Origin of the sequence: Brenneria nigrifluens DSM 30175 = ATCC 13028, from assembly GCF_005484965.1 — a bacterium.
In the GTDB taxonomy this organism is placed as follows: Bacteria; Pseudomonadota; Gammaproteobacteria; order Enterobacterales; family Enterobacteriaceae; genus Brenneria; species Brenneria nigrifluens.
In genome coordinates, this window is sequence record NZ_CP034036.1 from 2,203,348 (window position 1) to 2,223,275 (window position 19,928).

A 19,928-nucleotide genomic window follows, 5' to 3' on the forward strand; every position below is an offset into this window, starting at 1 on the left:
TGCGCAGAGGGGAAAATCCAGGCGATGTGATTGCGCTCACAGACAGCGGCAAATCCCCTTATCAGGGCCAAAACCCCTATCAAGATCAAGGTTTCGGCGTTTTTTTATCCACAAGGAATGAATCTTGCACATTTTTTATGGTTATTTCGTGTCGTTCTACGGCTGTCCCGCAATCTGACAATTTGTCATGAAGCCGACAGAATCCGCAATGCAAACCGGAGGAGCCAGGATGAGTTCATCATTGGTCTTGGATGATGTACAGCTGATTACATCATCCTGGGGGGGCAAGGGGCTGCATGCGGCGGTGTTTCACACCGCCGTGGAGCAATCTTCGGTCGCTATTTCGATTACCGATCCGCAGGCGAACATTGTCTACGTCAATCCGGCATTCTGCGCGCTGAGCGGTTATACGCGGCAAACGCTGATTGGCGCCAATCACAATCTGCTTTCCAGCAATCAGACGCCGGAATCGGTTTATCAGTCGATGTGGGAAACGATAACCGCCGGTAACGCCTGGAGCGGCCAGTTGATAAACCGGCGCCGGGATTCGTCGCTTTATCTGGCGGAAATCACCATTTCCCCCATCGTCAACGCGCAGGGTGAAATCGAACACTATCTCGGGATGCATAAGGATATCAGCGAACGCTACGCGCTGGCGCAGCGGGTGCGTAACCAGATGACGCTGATCTCCGCCGTGCTGAACAATATTCCGGCCGCCGTGGTGGTGGTGGACGGCCAGCAGAAAATCGTGATGGATAATCTGGCCTATAAAACCCTCAGCGCCGACTGCGAAGGCCGGGAACCACTGGTATTGCTGGACGGGTTAAACCGTGCGGCGCCGGACGCCTTGCTGCCGCTGACCATTCGCGGCGCGCAGCGTTGGTTTTCGGTCAGCTGCTGGCCGCTGCACGCCGTTAACGAAGAGGCCAGCCTCTATTTCACCGACAGCGCGCCGCCGCGGCGATTGGTGATGATTGTGGACTGCACCGAGCAGCAGCGGCAGATCAACCAGGATCGGCGCGCCCAGCTCGAACGCCTGATTAACGTCAATAAGATGATGGCGGCTATCCGCGAAACGCTGGACGCGGCGCTGATCCAGCTCAGTTGCCCGTTAAATATGCTGTCCGCCGCGCTGCGCCTGAACCCCGATGCCGACAGCGTCGCGCTGCGCGCGGCGTGGCATGAGGGCAAAGAGGCGATAGCCCGTCTGACGGCATGCCGTCCTTCAATGCATCATGAACCGCCGGACAGCTGGCCGGTGGCCGCGATGCTGGCGGATCTGGCGGAGCTCTATCAATACCGCATCGGCAAGATAGGGAAACTGGTCTGGTCGTGCTCCGCGGCGGATTTAACGCTGCGCGGCCAGCGGACGCTGATCCTGACCGCGCTCAGCCTGTGGCTCGACCGCTGTCTGGCGCTGTCGGCAAGCGCGGAGGCCGAGACGGTGATTGAGATCCGCGCCGCCCGGCAATGCCGCCGCATCTGTTTTACCGTCGGCGATAACCTGCCGCCAGCGGCACGGAATGCGCCGCACCCGATGATGGAAATCCTGGCTACCGGGCAGTGCATGGAGTTACGTCTGATTCAGATGATCGCGTCGCAGCTGGGCGGCACGGTCAATATCGAGAACATCTCATCCGGTGCAACCAGGATGATGCTCGCCCTGCCGCTAGATGGTTTATGCCTCACCGATACCGCCACTTCGAGGGGATGAAAAAATGGCTCATTTTCCGACGACAGAACGGGTGACCCGCCGCCTGGATCTGCAACAACAGGTTGTCGCGCTGCATAAAATCAGCGTGGCGCTCAGCCATTCGCTGGATTTGCAGCATACGCTGGAGGCGATGATTCAGGCGCTGCACGACCATGCCTTTATGCAGTACGGCATGGTGTGCCTGTTTGACAAAGATCGCGCGTCGTTATTCATCGAGGCGCTGCAAGGGGCGGATACCCAGGTCATCAAAGGAGGGCGGAGCGTTCGCTACCGGGTTGGCGAAGGGATTTTAGGTTCGGTGATGAGCCAGCGGACTTCGCTGGTTTTACCCCGGGTATCGGACGATCCGCGCTTTCTGGATCGCCTTAACCTGTATGACTACGCGCTGCCTTTTATCTGCGTGCCCATTCCGGGACCGGACGAGATGCCATTGGGGGTATTGGCCGCGCAGCCGATGGAACTGCATGAGGACCGCCTGCCCTCCAGCACCCGTTTTCTGGAAATGGTCGCCAATCTGATAGCGCAAACCGTCCGCCTGGTCGGCCATGCCAATGGGGAAAGCGAGGCGCTCCGCACCGAGCGCGACAGCTTGCGCAGAAAAGTGCAGCAGCAGTACGGCTTTGACAACATCGTGGGTAAAAGTCTGCCGATGCGGCATATTTTCGACACGATGCGCCAGGTATCGCGCTGGGACACCACGGTGTTGATCCGCGGCGAAAGCGGCACCGGCAAGGAGATGATCGCCAACGCCATTCACTACAACTCCCCGCGCGCCGGCGCGCCTTTTGTCAAATTCAACTGCGCGGCGCTGCCGGACTCACTGTTGGAAAGCGAACTTTTCGGCCATGAAAAGGGCGCGTTCACCGGCGCGGTGAAACAGCGCAAAGGGCGTTTTGAGCTGGCCGACGGCGGCACCCTGTTTCTGGATGAGATAGGCGAAAGCAGCGCCTCGTTTCAGGCCAAGCTGTTGCGCATCCTGCAGGAGGGAGAAATGGAACGGGTCGGCGGCGACGAGACCCTGCGAGTGGACGTGCGCATTATCGCCGCCACCAATCGTAATCTTGAAGACGAGGTGCGCGCCGGCAATTTCCGCGAGGATCTCTATTACCGTCTGAACGTAATGCCTATCTTTTTACCGCCGCTGCGCGAGCGGATTGAGGATGTACAGGATCTGGCGCAGTTTCTGCTGGCCAAGCTGAGTAAACGCCAGGGGCGGACGCTGCATATCAGCGACGGCGCGCTACGGCTGCTGATGAACTACGACTGGCCGGGCAACGTGCGCGAACTGGAAAACTGTCTGGAGCGTGCGGCGGTGATGGTGGAGGACGGGTTGATCGACCGAGATGTGATCCTGTTCAACTACAGGGAAAACGCCCTGATGCCGTTTAACGGCAACAAAGCCAGCGACGCGCCAACCGCCGGCGGCAGCGAACCGGGAATTGAAAATATTCAGGATGAACGGCAGCGGCTGATCGCGGCGCTGGAACGCACCGGCTGGGTACAGGCCAAGGCGGCCCGGCTATTGGGCATGACGCCCCGGCAGGTGGCTTACCGTATTCAGATTATGAATATCAATATGCAGCGTATGTAAGGCCTCCGTCGGCATTCCGCGCCAATGTCGCATTCGGTACATTGTCCGACAATGTCGCTTATCAAGCTCCTTAGCTAACAGTTAACCCTCTATTAAATAGAGGGTTTTTATTTTCTTCTTCCCGGCATGGCGTTTGCAGAAAATGAGACGAGGTTCGCACATTACCGGGGATTAAGCCTATGGCAGACAACGCATCATCTTCAGGCCGACGCGCATGCGGGCCGATGAACAGGGCGCACTTTACGCCTTTACAGGCGGATAAAGTTTCCCGCCACCCCTGCTATTCGCCGCTGGCGCATCACCGCTATGCACGAATGCATCTGGCCGTGGCGCCGGCCTGCAACCTGCAGTGCAATTACTGCAACCGGAAATACGATTGCAGTAATGAGTCCCGGCCCGGCGTGGTCTCCGAGCTGTTATCGCCGCAACAGGCGATAGCCAAAGCCAGGTATGTTGCCTCGCAAATCCCCCAGCTTTCAGTTATCGGTATCGCCGGACCCGGCGATCCGCTGGCCAATATCGCCCGCACGTTCAACACTCTGGAAGGGCTGCGCGCGGAACTGCCGGATATCAAACTGTGCCTGTCGACCAACGGGTTGATGCTGCCCGATGTGATCGACAGGCTGGTTGATATCGGGGTCGACCACGTTACCGTCACGGTGAACGCCATTGACGCCGTGGTGGCGGAAAAGATTTACCACCACCTGTGGTATGAAGGCGACAAACTGCACGGGCGTATGGCCGCCGATCTGCTGATAGAGCGGCAGGGCGAGGGCATCCGCAAGCTGGCCGAGCGCGGCGTCATGGTGAAGGTGAATTCGGTGCTGATCCCGCAGATCAACGCGCGGCATCTGAATGAGGTCAGTTTGCAGATTCGTCAGTGGGGGGCGGTGCTGCACAATGTCATGCCGCTGATTTCACGGCCGGAGCACGGCACGCAGTTTGGTTTGCAGGGCGTACGCGAACCCGACGGCGAAGAGTTGAGCGAGGTGCGCGGCCGATGCGGCCAGCACATGCCGCAGATGGCCCACTGCCGTCAATGCCGCGCCGACGCGATTGGCATGCTGGGCGACGACCGTAGCCAGGAATTTCCGCTGGCCTCGTTGCCGGAAAAAAATGAACCCTTGCTGCCGGCGCTGTTTCGCCGGGCAAGCATTCAGGCCAGCATCGCCTCGCAGGGGGAGTCCGAAGAACCCGATGCCTGTCTGGTGGCGGTGGCGACCGGCAAGGGCGAGGTGATCGACCAGCATTTCGGGCATGTCGACCGTTTTCATATCTTCAGTATTTCCCAAGCCGGCATCATTCCGCTGGGGGAGCGTTTTACCCAACGCTATTGCCGGGGGCCGGCCGACTGCGGGGAGGATGAGGAACCTGGCGAGCGGCTCGACCGGCTTATCGCGCTGCTGGCGGACGTCAAAGCGGTATTTTGCGCCCGTATCGGCCTGGCGCCCTGGCAACGGCTGGAGTCCGCCGGCATCGAGCCTTGCGTCAGCGGCGCATGGCAGCCGGTGCGCGAAACGCTTGAACGGTGGCGCGCCCAGCGCGTTCAGCCGGGGGGCGTCCGCAAGGGGGTGGCATAATGGTTATCGCCCGGACGACGGATACATGGCTTCGCGCCTTGGTCGGCCATCACCTGCGCGGTCAGGCCCGCTTCCCGACGCGGATGAATCTGGATGACGCCGCCTGGCGCGGTCTGCTGTTGCGGGTAGGCTTATCCGCGTCGCAGCCGCGGCCGCGGCATCTACAGCAACAGGATGAGCTATTGACGCGCCTGCTGATGCCGCGCCGTCAGGAGTGTGAACAGCTCGCCGACTGGCTGAGGCAATATATGGCGCCGGACGCCGCGCCGATGCACCGCCTGGTCGCAGGCGCGTCGATGGGGTTTAATCATCTGTGGCAGGATTTAGGGCTGTCGTCGCGCGCGGAACTGCGCGAGATGATGGCAACCTGTTTTGCGCCGCTGATCGCCATGAATGCGAACAACATGCGTTGGAAAAAATTTTTCTACCGCCAGGTTTGTCTGGCGCAGGAGGGCGAGCTGATCTGCCGTTCACCCTCCTGCGAAAACTGTAGCGAAATTGCTTTGTGTTTTTCACCCGAAATCTGATGGTCCGCCCGGCGCCGATTTTTCAGACAAAATCTTAAATATCCCGTTATTCAACTGTCCTATACTCAAAGTAGTTTTTGAGCAGGCGGATGAATGGAGGGAAGAACAATGAACCTTATCAGCACATTTTCTTCAGTGCCATATAACCCTATCAGCAGCCACGATAACGTACAAAGGATTGCCCGGGTGCAGTCGTTGGCCGGACAGGCCAACCAGGACGCCTCTTCCGGTGCGTCCGAGGATAATGAAGCCTCGCAGCTGGCGGATAAAATGCTGGAAACGCAAATCGAAACGCTACGCCGGCAGCTTTCCACGCTACAGTCGCGGCGCGGTCAGGCAACCGGCTACGACAGCGCCGCCGATATTATTTCCCCCGCGGCGGACGGCATTAATCGTCCGACGGCGACCAACCAGATCAACGTCTACGTTTAAGCGTCCATCGCGGCGCACAGTATTGACGAGCCCCATTAAGGTGGGGCGCATACCGTTCGACTAATACAGCAGACTTACGCTACGGGTATCGATATATGTCCCTGGCGCATCCTGAAAAGAGGGCGTCATTCGGGCATATACGGTATAGGTGCGCGTCTCGCTGGTGTTGGCGGTCAGCGTGTAGCTGTCCGTCAGCGCTCCGCTGCTGCCGTCCCAGATCTGCTGGTAATTGTTCGAGGTATAGAGCTGGTAATTGGTGGTGTTATTTCCGTCGGTCATTTGGCGCTGTTCCCCCGTCTCGGCGCCGTCAATCATAATCTGATAGCTGATGGTGCTGTCCGCGCCGGTATCCGCCTGACACTTCACCGTGAGGGTGGCGGTGCTTTGCTGTGAGACGCCGGTAATCCCTTCTATGGCGCCGAAACTTAACGCCGTGGCGTCGATCGCGCAGCTGTAGGCCAGCGCTTTTACCGGAAGCAGGGCGAGCAGGAACAATAACGTGGTTAATCTCATGGCTTTTCTCCGCTAAGGCATATCAACGGACCGATTTCGGGGATCGCGTTGGCCTGGGGCTGATAATCAAACGCGACGCGACAGGCGGGCTGTTCATTCCGCTCTACGGCCAGCGTGTTATGCGGGTCCAGATTTTCAAAGAAAACAATCCCGTCATAGCCGACCACCTGTTGCACGCCGTTCTCGTTCAGGACGGCGCTACTGCCCAGAGGCAAGGGCTGATGGTTTGCGTCAATCAGCCGGATGGTGGCGCTGTTGCTGCGGCGAACGGGAAATTTGGCCAGGATGCCGGCGCGATCGCCGGGGGTGAGGTTGAGTTCGGTATAGCGTAGCGAAACGTCCATCGGCACGTCGTCAGGGTTAATCGACAGATGATTATTTTCATAGGCGTTGAGTTGCTCAATAAACATCACGCCGTTGCGGTCGGTCTTGCCCAGAGGACGGTTTTGCTGCAATACGGTAATGCCGGGTAAGCCATCGGTCTCTACCACGCCGAAGCTGTCATAAATGGTATTCGAAGCGAAAAAATGACCGCCAAGGGTGGAAATCGCCCCTTGCGCGCTGGCGCGAAGCGCATTTCCTTCTTTGCTGCGTTCGATCTCGGTGCCAATCAATCCCCATGGAGATTTGTAATCCAACGCCATATTTTGCCGGGCGCGGCTTCCGCTCTGATTGGCGACTTTCCAGCCGATATCGCCGCGCTGTACCGCGGATTGCCGCGCCTGTACGGTCTGATAGTGATTACCGTTGCTCATACTGCTATTGGCGCTAACCGTGGCTCTGCGGCCGAAGGGGATGGCGAAACCGATAAAAATACCGCTTCCCTGATGATTGTCGAAATCATGCAACAGGGTGACATAGCCATAGGAATCATAAGGCAGCGAAGCCGAGTAGGTGGCCGACAAGGTCGAAGTGGCGATGCGTTCCGAGGTTAAATAATAGTCATTATAAAAATTGACCATTCTCTTGGCGTAGATCAGGCTGAACGAACCGTTGCCCGGCGGCACGGGAAACCCGATGCTGGCGCGCAGCGTGCTGCCCGGCATGGTGTCGTCGTTGGCGGCGGCGATATCATAGAAATTTTTATCCGCCTGTAGAATGCTGATGCCGTAGTTCATGGCCGGCAGAAGATGGGAAAACCCCAGCCCATATTGGTTGCCCTGCCGGCTACCGAACTGGCTGGTCGCCAACGAGGCGGAGAGTATGCCATGGCGGCTGAGCAACAGATCGGCGCCGATCCCGCCCATGGCCAGCTTTTCGGTGGCTTCGAAATGGCTGGACAGCGTCATCCCGTCGGTTACGCCGCGACGATAGCTCAGGGCGGCGGCGCTCTGGGTATAATCGCTGGAGCGGGTGGCGTAGCGGCGGCGCACCATCCCCGTTTCCACGGCCAGCGAGTCCAGCCCTTTTTGCAGCAGCGACGCGCCGGTATAAAAAGGCAGCGTCTGTCGGGTTTGCCGGCCGCTGGCGTCCTTGACCACCATCGCGATCTCCCCGCCGCCGCTGGTAACCGGTAACTGGCTGACTTCAAAGGGGCCCGGCTCTACCCGGCTGGACAACTGATGGATGCCGTTGATGTAAATATCAACCGATGAGGGCACCGCGACCTCGCCGGTGATGCCGGGGCGGGGAAAGGTCACCAGATCCGGGCGCAGGCCGAAATTGGTGGTCATCTGCATACCCGCCATGCGGATTGGCCGGGTCCAGGGCAGCCCGCTATTGATAAAATCGCCGACATGGTAGGTGCGCAGTTTTTCCACATCGGAAATACTGTAGGTGCTGTCTAGCCGCACGGTACGGCGCAGGTAAGGATTGTGTGTGCGCACGGCGCTGGTTTCAAACACGCCGTAATTGCCAAACAAGCGTAAATCGCCCGTGGTGCTATCGCTGAGCTGCCCGTCATAGCGGGTTATTTGGGTGTCGTAATTGAACACCGCGCCATTATCACTGTGCGCAACTGCGCCGCTGTCCGGCGTTTGCGGCGCGTTTAGCTGCTGCGCGACCAGATTCTGGTTGGGAACCTGCAGATAGAGCGTTTGCGTTTCACTGTCCAACCGGTAACGCCAGTCGCGGATGGTGGCGAGGTCGACCAATTCATCGCCCGTGCTGGCCGAAGAGGGCGGCAGGATCAGTCCCAGCCGGGTGAGCTGCGGCGCGGTAACGAACAGCGTTCCGTTATCTTCGACAAAATCATCAACGCCGGCGCGTTGTTGGCCGTTCACCACCACGTTAAGCAACAGGTTTTGTCTGACGGGGTCTTCCGCCCAGGCAATGCCGCTTAACCCTGTGTAGGCCAGGCCGATCATGCCCCAAAATAATCCCGCCCGGTTACAGGCTGCATTCAATCTTTGCTACCCACGGTCAACCACCGATCGGCATGACCCGTAACGCCGGGATTTTGCAGGCGCAGGCGCATGCCGGGAGTTAACCGCTGTGAGCGATCGTCTATCCGCCAGTGACGCTCGCTGCCCGCCAGAATATAAGGCAGCCCCGGCCCCTTGAGTCGAAGCTTGACGTTGTTGTCGGTGTTGAGCGAGATATTGGTCAATACGGCATGTTGCAGGCCATGATTAACGGCGATCAATAAGGCATGATCCTGGCGTTTTTCAACCCGCCACTGGACATCCGCCGTGGTTGCGGACGGGGGTTTGGAAAATACCGGGATGGTAAAACGCAGCGCCAGTTCAACCTTATTTTTATTGTTGTCCGGAATTTGGTCAAAGATAACCCGATATGCCTCTTCGGTTTGGCCGGCGGGTTCGCGCAATAACAGGCGGATGGTTTGGGATTTGCCCGGGGCTATGGTGGCGAAAGGCGGGCTGATCGCCAGCCTGGCGGTACTTTGGTAACTGTCGCCGTTAACCGTTTGCGTCCAGGCGTAGCTGCGGATCTGGATTTGGGTATTTTTATCGCCGTGGTTGGTCAGGGTAAAGCTGGCGGCCCGTTTATTGGCTGACAGCTCCTGGCTGATCGGAACAATGGATAGCGCTTGCGCGAAGGCCTGTGGCGCGATGTTGCACAGGCCTGCAAGTATCAGCGCCCTGAATATTAATCTATTACGGGGCATAATCGCTGACCTTTATATCAATAGTTGATGGTAACGGCGATGGTATCCGAGTAGGTTCCGACGGCGGAGGTAAGCTGATTAGCGGCGATTTCCCCATACACGGTCAGCGTTTGTGTCGCCCCGGTGCCTGTTCCTGCCACGGTATCCGTATCAATGGTATCGCCCCAGTTGGTGGTATGCGCGGCTTCCTGATACAGGCCGTAGTTCAGCGTTGACCCGGCAACCGAGCCGGTCAAGGCACGCAGGGCAGTGGTGGCCCCGACCGCCGTACCCGCGCCAAGTCCTACGGTATAAGGCGCGGCGTTGGAGCAAAGTACTGACAAGGTGGCGGTGGAATCAACCGCTACGCCTGAATAATCGGGGAAGGCGAGAGCCGTGGTTGATATCGTACAGGCGGCGACAACGGTCGCACTGACGGCCATATTGGTGGTTGCGGTAGCGGCAAGTGCTGGAGCGGCTATTACACCGCCGAGACACAACGAAGAGAGCAGAGTCGTTTTAATTAATAGTTTGTTGGACATAATAAGGATGCCTTGAAAACGCAAAAGGGAACTGAATGGATTTGGCGTAAAAACAAGGTAGCCATTTCTCATTGGTAGTTTAACAGTTACTTAAGGGAATATTGGGGCGAAACCGCTTCATATCCGGCCCGATATACTGCAAAACCGGCCAATAATAAAACTGGCTGATAAAGAAAGGGACTGCGAAATCCTTTTAGGCGCCTTATAACTTATAGCGACGCGACCATGGCCTAGCGTTGTAAATATATCAGGATAGACTGTTTTTTTTCCGGACTTACCCTGGTTAAAAAACGGGATAGCCATTCCGGCAAGGCGCGCGCATTAAATAAATCGCCATACGCGGGATGGAGTGCGGCTAAATTTTCTTGCCGGTTTGTCTCCCGATATTGATGCGGAGAAGTACCGATAAATCTCCTGAATATTCTGGCTAATTGTTGCCCGTCCAGTAATCCGCAGCGGCGGGCGATTTTATCAATTGGCAAGTCACTGTCAATCAACGCCTGCCGGCAGAGTTCAAGGCGTAATAATAATAAAAATACCGAGGGTGAATAGCCCGTCTGTAGTTTGAAATGACGCCGAAAGCTGCGTTCGCTCATCGCTAAAAAATCGGCGGATTGGGCCATATTTAAATCCTGGTCAATATGGGTTAGCCACCAGAAAGTGACGCGATAGGCGATGGATTGCGGGCGGGTGAAAACGGAATTTAACGGGCATAAGTCCGTGGATACCGAGGATTCCACCCGCCGGCTATCGTTGCCGTTTTCTCCGCGATCGGAAAGTAATAAAAGCTGTGCCATTTCTTTTATATTGATACGTTCGCTGGTGGTATAGAATTTGCCGTCTCTTTGAAAATCGGCGCTCTTTTTCACCCGTAGGGTCGGATAGCCGGCTATCAGCCTGCTTACCAGAGATGAATAGGTCGTGACGGTTCGTTGATGCAGCAACCCGGTGGCGGCCAGCAAGAAAATACCGGCGCCGAGAGCGACGACGCAGCGTGACTGGGAACAGATAGTACGTAACCAATTAACAGTGGAGTCCGGCGGGGGGGATATTGCCTCTAGAGAACCGTGCGCAATAATAAGCATATCAATATCTAACGGGCGGGAGATCTGCATTGCCTGAGTTTCCATATTCATCAGGGCGGTTGCAGGAGAAGAGACTGAACCGCCATATAAAGAATAAATATGAGTGACGTACTCTATTTTTTCCGCGGATAAACCTGGCCGACTGGAATTAAGCGACGTCAGCATCTCTAATAATTTCACCACGTCCCCGAGAAAGCAGTCGGTATAAGTCAGGATCATAATCTGCCTGATATCTACGCCGGGGCCGGATAATAAGGGCTTATTTGTTTGTGCGGACCATAAAGGCCCGCCGTTCGTATTCATGTTAGGCCGCTGTTTCAGGGGTGATAAATCAGTATAGTTCACCCCCGTGATTGACAGCAGGGTCATCATTAATAACAATAGTTGAACATTAGTTCAACTATATGGAGTGCATTAATGACTTACCTTCTTCTGGCCGCGGCGATAGCCTCGGAAATCGTGGGCGCGCTGGCGACCCGTTTTTCCAACGGTTTTACCAAGCCCCTGCCAACCTTGCTGGCGATAGTCGGCGTTATCGGAGCCTACTATCTGCTTTCCCTGGTGCTGAACCGCGGCATGGCCATCGGCGTGGCCTATGCCGTCTGGGCGGCCCTTGGCGTGGCTTCCGTGGCGTTTATCGGCGCGTTTTTCCTTGGCGATAAACTCACCTGGATACAAATAGTCGGCATCGTGCTGGTGGTTGGCGGCGTCCTATCGCTTGAACTGGGCGCCAAACAGTGAGCGCCGCGTCTGTCGCCAATAAAGACGGTCGCCGGGCCAGGGGGGATGCCCGGCGCCGGAAATTGATCGCCGCCACGCTGACCGTCGTGGAACGTGAAGGCGTTTCCGGCGTGACGCACCGCAGCGTTGCCAAAGAGGCGGGCGTTGCCGCCAGTTCGGCGATCTACTACTTCGCGACCATCGACGATCTGCTGCTCGCCGCGCTGACGGCGGCGGCGGCGGAATATGCCGCGCAGCTGGAAGCGCTTATCGAAAGCGGCGGCGATGAGATTGACGGCATCGCCGAGATGATTTCAGACGCCAGCGGAGCAGGGCGCCGCCGGGCGCTGGCGGAGCACGAACTGACCCTACAGGCCGCGAGACGCCCCGCATTACGACCCATCGCCAGGCACTGGCGCGATCTGGTCGCCCGCGCCGCCGGCAAGCATACCCGGGATCCCTTGACGATTCAGAGCGTGGTGGTGGCGGCAGACGGTATCTGTGCCAGAGCACTGCTGGAAGACGAACCGATCTCGGCCGCCGAGGTCAACCGGCTTCTGCGGCATATTCTCCACGGCGCCTCTTGCGGCAACGATTAGATCTTTATCGATCGTCAACGATCCTCCGTGAATGGCGCGCTGAACTGACATGGCAGCCGGTGGAAACGCTTATCCACAATCAGCAGCAGACGTATTGTTCAATTGGCTGATAAGCCAGGTGTGAACCGGCGCACCGTGGAACGCAATATCAAAATATTGCGGCAAAAAGGGCGCCTGACGCAAGGGCAGATCAGGCAGGAGGCGCTTTCCTCTCTGCATGCCGATGCTGGCGCAGCGTGTAAACGCCCGAAAACACCCATGCGCAGGCGATCCCCGCTCCTGCGACCGCTCCCATCTGCGGGGTCAGCAGGAGATCGGAAGCGGCCTTCATCCATCCGCTGACCGCGTCCGCACCGCGATAGACAACCGTATCAATAAAATTTTTGGCCTTGTATTTATCGGCCGTCGGCACCGATGTGTAAAGCATCTCACGGCCGGGCCGGACGAGCGCGTATTCGCCGACACGGCGGATCACCATGACCACGACGTACATACCCAGCATCGTCGAGAAACTCAGCATCAGGAAGCCCGCCGTCATCAAGATGGGTACGGTCAACAGCAGGGCACGGATGCCGAGGGTTGAAGCGATGCGCCCGGTCAGGAAGATCTGGATCAGTAGCGTCAGGAACTGGACGACGGCATCGACGCTTGAGAAGAACCGGGTCTGCTCGGCGCGGCCGGTGAAATGCTCCGCGACAAAACGCGCCTGCTCGAAATAGAGAAAGGTACTAACGCTCGCGAGAAGTACGACGAAGATAGCGATACCGAGAAGAAGGGGCGACGTGAAGACATGTGCCGCGCCCTCGAAAGGATTGCCGCCGAGCTTCATTTCCACCGAAGCGTCGGGCAGGGGATGGTTTTCGTTACCTGAGCGAACATGGCGTGCCTGAAGATAGTCGGCGCACAGGCCCGTCAAGATGAGCATCATCGCGGCAATCACCAGCAATCCCGCATTGCCGATATGGATGACGAACAGAATCCCGATAAGCGGCCCGACCAAGCCGCCGAGGCTGGCCCCGGCAGCCATCATAGCGAAGAGGCGTTTAGCCTGCGCGAAATCGAACACATCGACCAGCACGCTCCAGGCGAGAGATATCGTCATCAGATTGAAGACGGAAAGCCAGACGAAGAAGAGACGAGCGAGCCAGACCGCCTCGCCATGCAGGTAAACCGCGGTTGCGAAGCCCAGAATGTTCAGGCCGAAGAATCCGAACGCCCATCGAGTAATGTTGCGCCTTTTTACCCGGGATACCAGCCATCCGAACAACGGCGAAACCGCCAGCGTGGCCACGAAGGTTGCGGTGAACAGCCATTGGAGATTGTCGACCCCGCCGACCACGCCCATGGTTTCGCGAATGGGACGCATGGAAAAGAGCAGACAAACAGTGAAAATTGCATCAGGAAGCCGGCAATCACCGGCGCGGCTTCCGATCGCTGGATGTTCAGCAAACGTGTGGCGAAGGTTAAAGTCATAGCTGTGTTGTCTCCCTTGTGGCAGAGCGCGAAGAAACTCGCCTGACTCCTCGGAGATTACCATAGATGACAGCATCATGTGGCGAGGTCATCAGCATGATTGCGCGAAAGCCGTCTCAGTATCCGAAGGCAATTCTCATGAAGGCTGGAACGCCGGCGCTCATCCCGAAAGACCGCCAACGGGAGTCGTAAAGTGGCCGGATAGGGCTTGATGGATACGCGGGCCGTTCCTTCCACCTGCAGGCTGCGCGACTGTACAGGCGCCAGTCCCACCCCCAGACCCGCGGCGATAAGCGAGCACTGACTGTGCAGTCGCGTTGCCGTCTGGCTGGTGACCAGGGGATGGCCCGCCAATCGGCATTGATCTCGTATTGCTGCGTACAGTACCGGTCCTTGCTCTTCGGGGAACAGCACGAAGGGATACGCAGCCAATTGCAAAAAGGATACCGATGACCGGTGAGCTAAATCATGATCCGCTGGCAATAAAGCATCAAAATGGTCACTAAAGAGTATTTCATTCACGATGCGGCCTGCACGTTCGACCGGTGGATGGCCCAGCCCAATGTCAATATCGCCACCAGCAAGTAAGTTCAGTTGCTCCTGTGTCGACGCCTCTCTTAATTCCGTGCGCACGCCAGGGTGCGTGGTGCGTAGTTCGCGCAGCATAGCCGGCAGCAAATAATACAGAGCGGCGGAGACAAAGCCGATGCGTAGCACCTGTTTCCCCTGGGTCGAGGCGGCACGAGCGAGCAGAGCTGCTCGCTGCCGGCCGCGCATCAGTTCCAGTGCTTCGGACTGAAAGACTTCACCAGCGGCAGTAAGTTGTACCTTGCGGCTGGTACGCAGGAACAGCGATATGCCCAGTTCTGCTTCCAACCGCGCAATGGCCCGGCTTAGATGTGGCTGGGTCATTCCCAGTTCTTCGGCGGCCTTGCCGAAATGCAGCGTCCGGGCAACGGCCAAAAAATGGCGGAGCTGACTAAATTCCATTAATGCCTCTCAATGCATCAATTAATACGTTTCAATATCATTGATTGCATCATATCCTGCCATTACGCTCAATCTCCAGGTTCTTCAACATGGGAGAAAAGCGCATGAAACGCGTACTAACCACGGCTTGCATAAGTCTTTTTCTGTCATTTCCCGTCACGGCGGAAACCGTCCGGCATGACTTTACCATCACCACTGAAGACGGCATCAGGATCTTCGTTCGTGAATTGCGTGACACTGACGCAACGGCCGATCGGGGCCCTATGCTGATGGTCAATGGCGGCCGTTCAGGCGTGCTGGCCAGTTGGGACGTTGATGCTCCCGGCACGTCGGCGGCACAAGAGATTGCCAAGGCAGGACATCAGGTGTACCTGATGGATGTCCGGGGCTTTGGCCGCTCGGAGTTCCCTCCAGAGATGCATGACACATCCGAGGCGCGGAACGGTCCCGTCGCCGTCCGGTCAAACGAAGCAGTGCGTGATATTGCAGCGGTAGTGACGGAGATCCGTCGTCGCCATCCTGGCGACAAGCGTCTGACCGCCATCGGCTGGGCGACCGGTTCCCAGTGGTTGGGCCACTATGCGTCGCTATATCCGGAACGGCTATCCCACCTGGTCTACTACAACGCGGCCTATGGCGGACCAGCGGGCAGGTGGCAGCTTCAACAGGAATTCGGCGATCCGCAGCAGCCAACGGAACTGAACCGTTCACGGCACGGGGCCTACCGGTTTGCAACGGTCGACAACTTGGTTGGCCGCTGGCGTGACGAAGGAATTGATGCGGCGTTCCTCGCTCGCTACGTGCAATTGTCGATGGAAGGTGATGTGACCGCCAACACACGCGAACCGCCCAGCTTCCGATTTCCGTCAGGCCCTACGGCCGACACGCTCAAGCTGGTCAACGGACGCCAAATCTTTGACGCGTCATTCATTCGCTCTCATGTACTGATACTACGCTCGGAGCGGGAGTTCTGGTCACGTCCGACTGATGTAACCACACTGCGGTCGCATCTGACGAATGCGGCGTCGGTAGAGGTAGTCCAGATCGCCGGCGCATCGCATTATGTTCACCTGCAACCCACGGCGGATCGTCAGAAGTTCCTTAACGCCATACTGGCCTTCACGGCACCGCTTGCGAAAGGGGCGCATCCATAACATCACATTCAGTCTACAATCCTTAATCGGGCAAAAAAAACGGCGAGGTGATAAATGGCAAGTGAAAAGGTAAAATTGCCTGGTATAAAGGAGAGTCAGCGCTTACTGAATTTTGAATCAGCCTCGCGTAAGGTTGGGTTCGTTACAATTTTGGCTGTGCCTTCATGATGCGAAGCGAGACATTATGAATAAGTATCCCCGGCATAGCCGGGGATACTTATTTAAATGGTCAGAAGAAGTCAATTCGCGTATTGATACCTACGGTGCGGCCCATATTGACCTGCGCTACGGCGCTGCTGCCGTTCATGTAGCCATAGGTACGGTAACGACGGTCGAACAGGTTATCGACGTAGACGGAAATATTCATCCGTTCAGACGCCTGCCAGCCCAGGCTGCTGTCCAGTGTGGCATAGGTGCCTTGCCGAAACTGATTGTCGCCATCAAAATAATGCGGCCCGACCAGATTGACCGCCAGTCGGGGCATCAGTGCGCCATAGCGGGTATCAATAACGCCGTTCAGACTACTTCCCGCGCCATAACGTGGTACAAACGGCACCCGATTGCCGTGATACAACTCACTGTCATTGGCGAATTCGGAACGGATCACATTGCCATTGATAGCCCATGACCAGCCTGGCGCAAACCGCCATTTCGCTTCAAGCTCAACGCCGGTTGCGTCGGCTTTACCCGCATTGCTTAATGTTTGCATCCCGACCGGGCCAGAGTAGAGCTGCATGTCTTTGGTGTGAGTATAAAACGTCGCGGCTTGCAGCGTGACATCCGCGGTTTCGTAGCGTGTGCCAAGTTCATAGTTGATGGATTTCTCTGCGACGAATGGTTTGGCATCAAGACCCGCGGTAGGAACGATGTTGTATCCGGAAGGTTTATATCCCTGCGCTACACGGGTATAAACTCTCCAGTCGTCAGTCAGCATATAGCCTGCGGATAGCTGCCCGAGCACCTGATCGTCATTGCTCTTACCACTGTCGCCAAATGGGTTACCGAGCACGCTGCCCTGGTATTGCGTACTGGCCTTATCATGAGAGAAGCGAACGCCGCCGCCGAGATCGAACCGCTCGGTCAAATGCCAGGTCAGGTCGCTGTAGGCGGCCAGGGTTTCAGCGGTGGTATAGCCGGTGCTATTTAAATAAGGCATTGTCGGCATGTCGTAGGTTGAATTTAACTTCTCGCGGGTATTTTGCCGATAGAGTCCAAAAACCATATCGACGGTACGCGCGTCGCCCCAGGTTGCGGCGCGTAACTCCTGCACATCCTGATTCCAGCGTTGGGGCATATTGACGATCAACGAACCGGAAGGGAAAGTCCGTGAATAATGCTGCTGCTGCCAGGCGCTGATCAGGTTGAAAACCCAATTATCGGTGGTGTATTTGCCGCTCAGCGTTTGGCTGTCAGTACAGCGACGTATATACGGGTCCGGTGAGCCATCGCCGAACGCCAGATTACGGCCTTTAATATCATGCCATGCCACATAGGCGTCCTGGGTGGCGCGGGTACATTCGCGTGAGGCTGCAAAGCCCATTTCCCAGGGTTGGTCGTCCGGCGCCAGACGCAATTTCACATTCCCTACGCTGGCGCGGGTGCCGCCTAAATCGTCGCTTCCCGTCGCGGGGTTAATCATGTCGCCGTCATCAACCTGGCGTAACAGGGTAACGCTGCCGTACAGTAGGCCATCCTGTATTGGGCCGCTAAGATTGAACTTACTTCGATAACTGTCGCGGCTGCTGACGCCGCCTTCAATATAGCCGCGCGGCGTGCTGTCCGGCTGCTGCGTGACGATGTTGATGATCCCGCCCTGAGCGCTTTTTCCATATAACGTCCCCTGCGGGCCACGCAGTAACTCCACGCTTTGCACATCGGTGAGCGCCTGGATGGTGCTGGTGGAAAGCTGGGGAACGCCATCGACATACAGGGTGACGGCGGGGTTATAGAAGTCCTGCGCTGAAGAGACGCCGCGTAGCGAGATCGTCGAAAAAAGCATGTTGCCGCTATTTTCAATATTGAGTCCAGGCAAGACCGTGGGGAGTTTATCGCTTGTGGTGACGCCGGCATTGCTTAACTCCGGCGCGCTGACAACGGTAGAGGAGACATTGTTGGCTGATGCCGAGCGGGAAGATTGTTTACTGGCGGTAACCACCAGCGTGCTTTCATCTTGCTGTGAAGTTTGGGCATTAGCAATGGCGGGGAGCAATAATCCCCCCAAGGCCAGAGGATAAAACCGTGTTATGTTCATGGTTGTGAGTCCCTGTAAGATGGCGAAACGCCAAAAATAGCGACAATGGTGAATTGAAAATGATAACTATTTCCAATAGTGGTGCTACCCGAAACGGGTTTATTTCAACCTGTTTCGGGTCGGTTTGTGCTTATTGGGCAGTATTGCGATGACGGTCGACGGCGAGTGCTGTCAGGCGCTTTTTATCTATCTTCCCGACGGCGGTGAGCGGCCAGTGGCTCAGGAACTCTATTTGGTCAGGAATTTTCCACGCGCTGAGTCCCATATTGTTCAACTGTTGACGCAGTTGCTGGTAGTCAGATGGTGTTTGTTGCGCAATGACAAAAGCGCAAATCCGCTCGCCAAGGAGCGTGTCCGGCGCGGCAACCACGGCGCAATCTTTCACTTCCACTAAACGCATCAGTACCGATTCAATTTCAGCGGCGGCTATTTTTTCTCCGGCGCGATTGATCTGCTCTTTTATGCGCCCCTCAACGTGCAGGTTCCCCGCCTCATCCATCCTGACATTGTCGCCTGTACGGTAAAACCTTTGCGCAGTAAAGGCCTGCGCATTGTGAGCGGGGGCGCGGTAATAGCCGGAAATGGTATAAGGGCCGCGCGTTAACAACTGCCCGGTTTCGCCCGGCGCGACATCATTCTCGTCTTCATCAACGATTCGGACCTCATCCAGGGGGGACAAAGGGCGCCCCTGGCTGTGGAGAACGGTTGCACGCGGATCGTCCAGCCGGGTAAAACAGAGCAGGCCTTCCGCCATACCGAAGACCTGTTGCAGGGTACAGTCAAACGTCGCGATAACCTGCTCAGCAAGCGTCGGGTCGAGCCGGGCGCCGCCCACCTGAATGACGCGCAGCGAAGAGAGATCGCTGTGTTCCCACTCCCTGGCCTGCATCCATAATTGCGCCAGCGCCGGAACCAGCGCGATGTGAGTCACCCTTTCATGAGCGATTAAAGGCATCACTTCATCGCAACTGGCGCTGTCGGCCAGCACAACTTTTCCGCCGCAGGAAAGTGTCCCCAAAATACCCGGGCAGGCCAGCGGAAAGTTATGCGCCACGGGGAGGACGGCGAGATACACGCTCTGTTGATTGATGCCGCACAGTTCAGCAGAAGCGCTGAAGTTATAGCTATAGTCGGCATGCCTGCGCGGGATAAGTTTTGGCGTACCTGTAGTGCCGCCTGAGAGTAGCAGCAGCGCGGTGCCGGAAACATCAGGCAGCGGCCACTCCTGTCGCTCACCGCGAAGGGAGAAGAGAGGCGTAAAATCGTTGCTTACGCTCTCTTCCTCGGACAGAACATGACGCAAGCAGGCGTGTTTTTGCGTCATCTGCCGTGCCAGCTCTGCGTGGTTTTCCCCGTGAATAACGTAAGCTACGGGTTGCGCCAGCTCAATCAGCGCGTCGATATCCAGCGCCCGCTGGGAGGGCATCGCCAGAACGGGGATAACGCCCATTCTTAACAAGGCAAACAGCAGGATCACAAACGCGTTGCCGTTGGGAAGCTGGACAATCACATGTTCCCCCGGACGTAAGCCCAGTGATGAGAGTCCTGCGGCAAGCTCATCTACCCGTGCATCGAGCGCGCGGTAGGTTAGCGAACCCTTTGCATCAACGACGGCAATTCGCGAGGCATAACGTGCCGCCCAGCGGCGCAACTGTTCGGCAATGGGTAAGGGATACTGTTTAATCAGGGATTCAAAGGAGGAATGCATGCG

The 19,928-nt window shown here is 57.0% G+C and carries 17 protein-coding genes; 8 read left to right on the forward strand and 9 right to left on the reverse strand.

All coding sequences use genetic code 11. The annotated features are described in order from the left end of the window. The first annotated feature begins 229 nt into the window (after positions 1 to 229). From nifL to EH206_RS10340, 5 genes are all read left to right on the forward strand, one after another. On the forward strand, positions 230 to 1,714 hold the full coding sequence (gene nifL / locus EH206_RS10320; RefSeq protein WP_009112708.1) for a nitrogen fixation negative regulator NifL: 1,485 nt from the start codon (positions 230 to 232) through the stop codon (positions 1,712 to 1,714). Positions 1,715 to 1,718: 4 nt separating this feature from the next. Beyond that, positions 1,719 to 3,305 (forward strand): nif-specific transcriptional activator NifA, encoded by a 1,587-nt coding sequence (gene nifA / locus EH206_RS10325; RefSeq protein WP_009112709.1) that lies wholly within the window; start codon positions 1,719 to 1,721, stop codon positions 3,303 to 3,305. 179 nt (positions 3,306 to 3,484) lie between these two features. After that, a complete protein-coding gene (nifB, locus tag EH206_RS10330) occupies positions 3,485 to 4,885 on the forward strand; it encodes a nitrogenase cofactor biosynthesis protein NifB (protein ID WP_009112710.1) in 1,401 nt (466 codons plus the stop codon). Then, on the forward strand, positions 4,885 to 5,412 hold the full coding sequence (locus tag EH206_RS10335; protein ID WP_009112711.1) for a nitrogen fixation protein NifQ: 528 nt from the start codon (positions 4,885 to 4,887) through the stop codon (positions 5,410 to 5,412). Before nifB ends, EH206_RS10335 begins: the two co-directional genes overlap by 1 nt. 108 nt (positions 5,413 to 5,520) lie before the next feature. Beyond that, on the forward strand, positions 5,521 to 5,844 hold the full coding sequence (locus tag EH206_RS10340) for a hypothetical protein (protein ID WP_009112712.1): 324 nt from the start codon (positions 5,521 to 5,523) through the stop codon (positions 5,842 to 5,844). A 60-nt stretch (positions 5,845 to 5,904) separates the two neighbouring features. Here the strand turns inward: EH206_RS10340 and EH206_RS10345 are convergent, their stop codons facing one another. The 5 genes from EH206_RS10345 to EH206_RS10365 form a co-directional block, all read right to left on the reverse strand. Further along, positions 5,905 to 6,357: a spore coat protein U domain-containing protein gene (locus EH206_RS10345; protein WP_009112713.1), complete on the reverse strand. Its 453-nt coding sequence runs from the start codon at positions 6,355 to 6,357 to the stop codon at positions 5,905 to 5,907. Next, positions 6,354 to 8,663 (reverse strand): fimbria/pilus outer membrane usher protein, encoded by a 2,310-nt coding sequence (locus EH206_RS10350; RefSeq protein WP_009112714.1) that lies wholly within the window; start codon positions 8,661 to 8,663, stop codon positions 6,354 to 6,356. Before EH206_RS10350 ends, EH206_RS10345 begins: the two co-directional genes overlap by 4 nt. 35 nt (positions 8,664 to 8,698) lie before the next feature. Continuing rightward, positions 8,699 to 9,424, reverse strand: coding sequence for a fimbrial biogenesis chaperone (locus EH206_RS10355; RefSeq protein WP_009112715.1), 726 nt, complete (start codon positions 9,422 to 9,424; stop codon positions 8,699 to 8,701). Positions 9,425 to 9,441: 17 nt separating this feature from the next. Continuing rightward, complete coding sequence (locus tag EH206_RS10360) at positions 9,442 to 9,945, reverse strand: Csu type fimbrial protein (protein WP_009112716.1); 504 nt, start codon at positions 9,943 to 9,945, stop codon at positions 9,442 to 9,444. A gap of 230 nt (positions 9,946 to 10,175) precedes the next feature. Further along, positions 10,176 to 11,249 carry a helix-turn-helix domain-containing protein gene (locus tag EH206_RS10365; protein ID WP_168709105.1) on the reverse strand — a complete coding sequence of 358 codons (1,074 nt, stop codon included), beginning with the start codon at positions 11,247 to 11,249 and terminating at the stop codon, positions 10,176 to 10,178. Positions 11,250 to 11,447: 198 nt separating this feature from the next. Here EH206_RS10365 and EH206_RS10370 point away from each other — a divergent pair, with 198 nt between their 5' ends. Together EH206_RS10370 and EH206_RS10375 are read left to right on the forward strand one after the other, a co-directional pair. Continuing rightward, positions 11,448 to 11,771 (forward strand): DMT family transporter, encoded by a 324-nt coding sequence (locus EH206_RS10370; protein ID WP_009112718.1) that lies wholly within the window; start codon positions 11,448 to 11,450, stop codon positions 11,769 to 11,771. Continuing rightward, complete coding sequence (locus tag EH206_RS10375) at positions 11,768 to 12,349, forward strand: TetR/AcrR family transcriptional regulator (RefSeq protein WP_009112719.1); 582 nt, start codon at positions 11,768 to 11,770, stop codon at positions 12,347 to 12,349. Before EH206_RS10370 ends, EH206_RS10375 begins: the two co-directional genes overlap by 4 nt. 190 nt (positions 12,350 to 12,539) lie before the next feature. Here the strand turns inward: EH206_RS10375 and EH206_RS10380 are convergent, their stop codons facing one another. Then, positions 12,540 to 13,901, reverse strand: coding sequence for an NTP/NDP exchange transporter (locus EH206_RS10380; protein WP_009112720.1), 1,362 nt, complete (start codon positions 13,899 to 13,901; stop codon positions 12,540 to 12,542). Then, positions 13,898 to 14,812 carry a LysR family transcriptional regulator gene (locus tag EH206_RS10385; RefSeq protein ID WP_009112721.1) on the reverse strand — a complete coding sequence of 305 codons (915 nt, stop codon included), beginning with the start codon at positions 14,810 to 14,812 and terminating at the stop codon, positions 13,898 to 13,900. Before EH206_RS10385 ends, EH206_RS10380 begins: the two co-directional genes overlap by 4 nt. 104 nt (positions 14,813 to 14,916) lie before the next feature. Between EH206_RS10385 and EH206_RS10390 the strand changes: the two genes are divergently transcribed. Further along, on the forward strand, positions 14,917 to 15,966 hold the full coding sequence (locus tag EH206_RS10390) for an alpha/beta hydrolase (RefSeq protein ID WP_009112722.1): 1,050 nt from the start codon (positions 14,917 to 14,919) through the stop codon (positions 15,964 to 15,966). A 229-nt stretch (positions 15,967 to 16,195) separates the two neighbouring features. Here EH206_RS10390 and fyuA read toward each other — a convergent pair whose 3' ends face one another. Continuing rightward, positions 16,196 to 18,217, reverse strand: a complete 2,022-nt coding sequence (gene fyuA, locus EH206_RS10395; RefSeq protein ID WP_009112723.1) for a siderophore yersiniabactin receptor FyuA — start codon at positions 18,215 to 18,217, stop codon at positions 16,196 to 16,198. Positions 18,218 to 18,347: 130 nt separating this feature from the next. Then, on the reverse strand, positions 18,348 to 19,925 hold the full coding sequence (gene ybtE, locus EH206_RS10400) for a yersiniabactin biosynthesis salycil-AMP ligase YbtE (RefSeq protein ID WP_009112724.1): 1,578 nt from the start codon (positions 19,923 to 19,925) through the stop codon (positions 18,348 to 18,350). Positions 19,926 to 19,928: the final 3 nt, after the last annotated feature.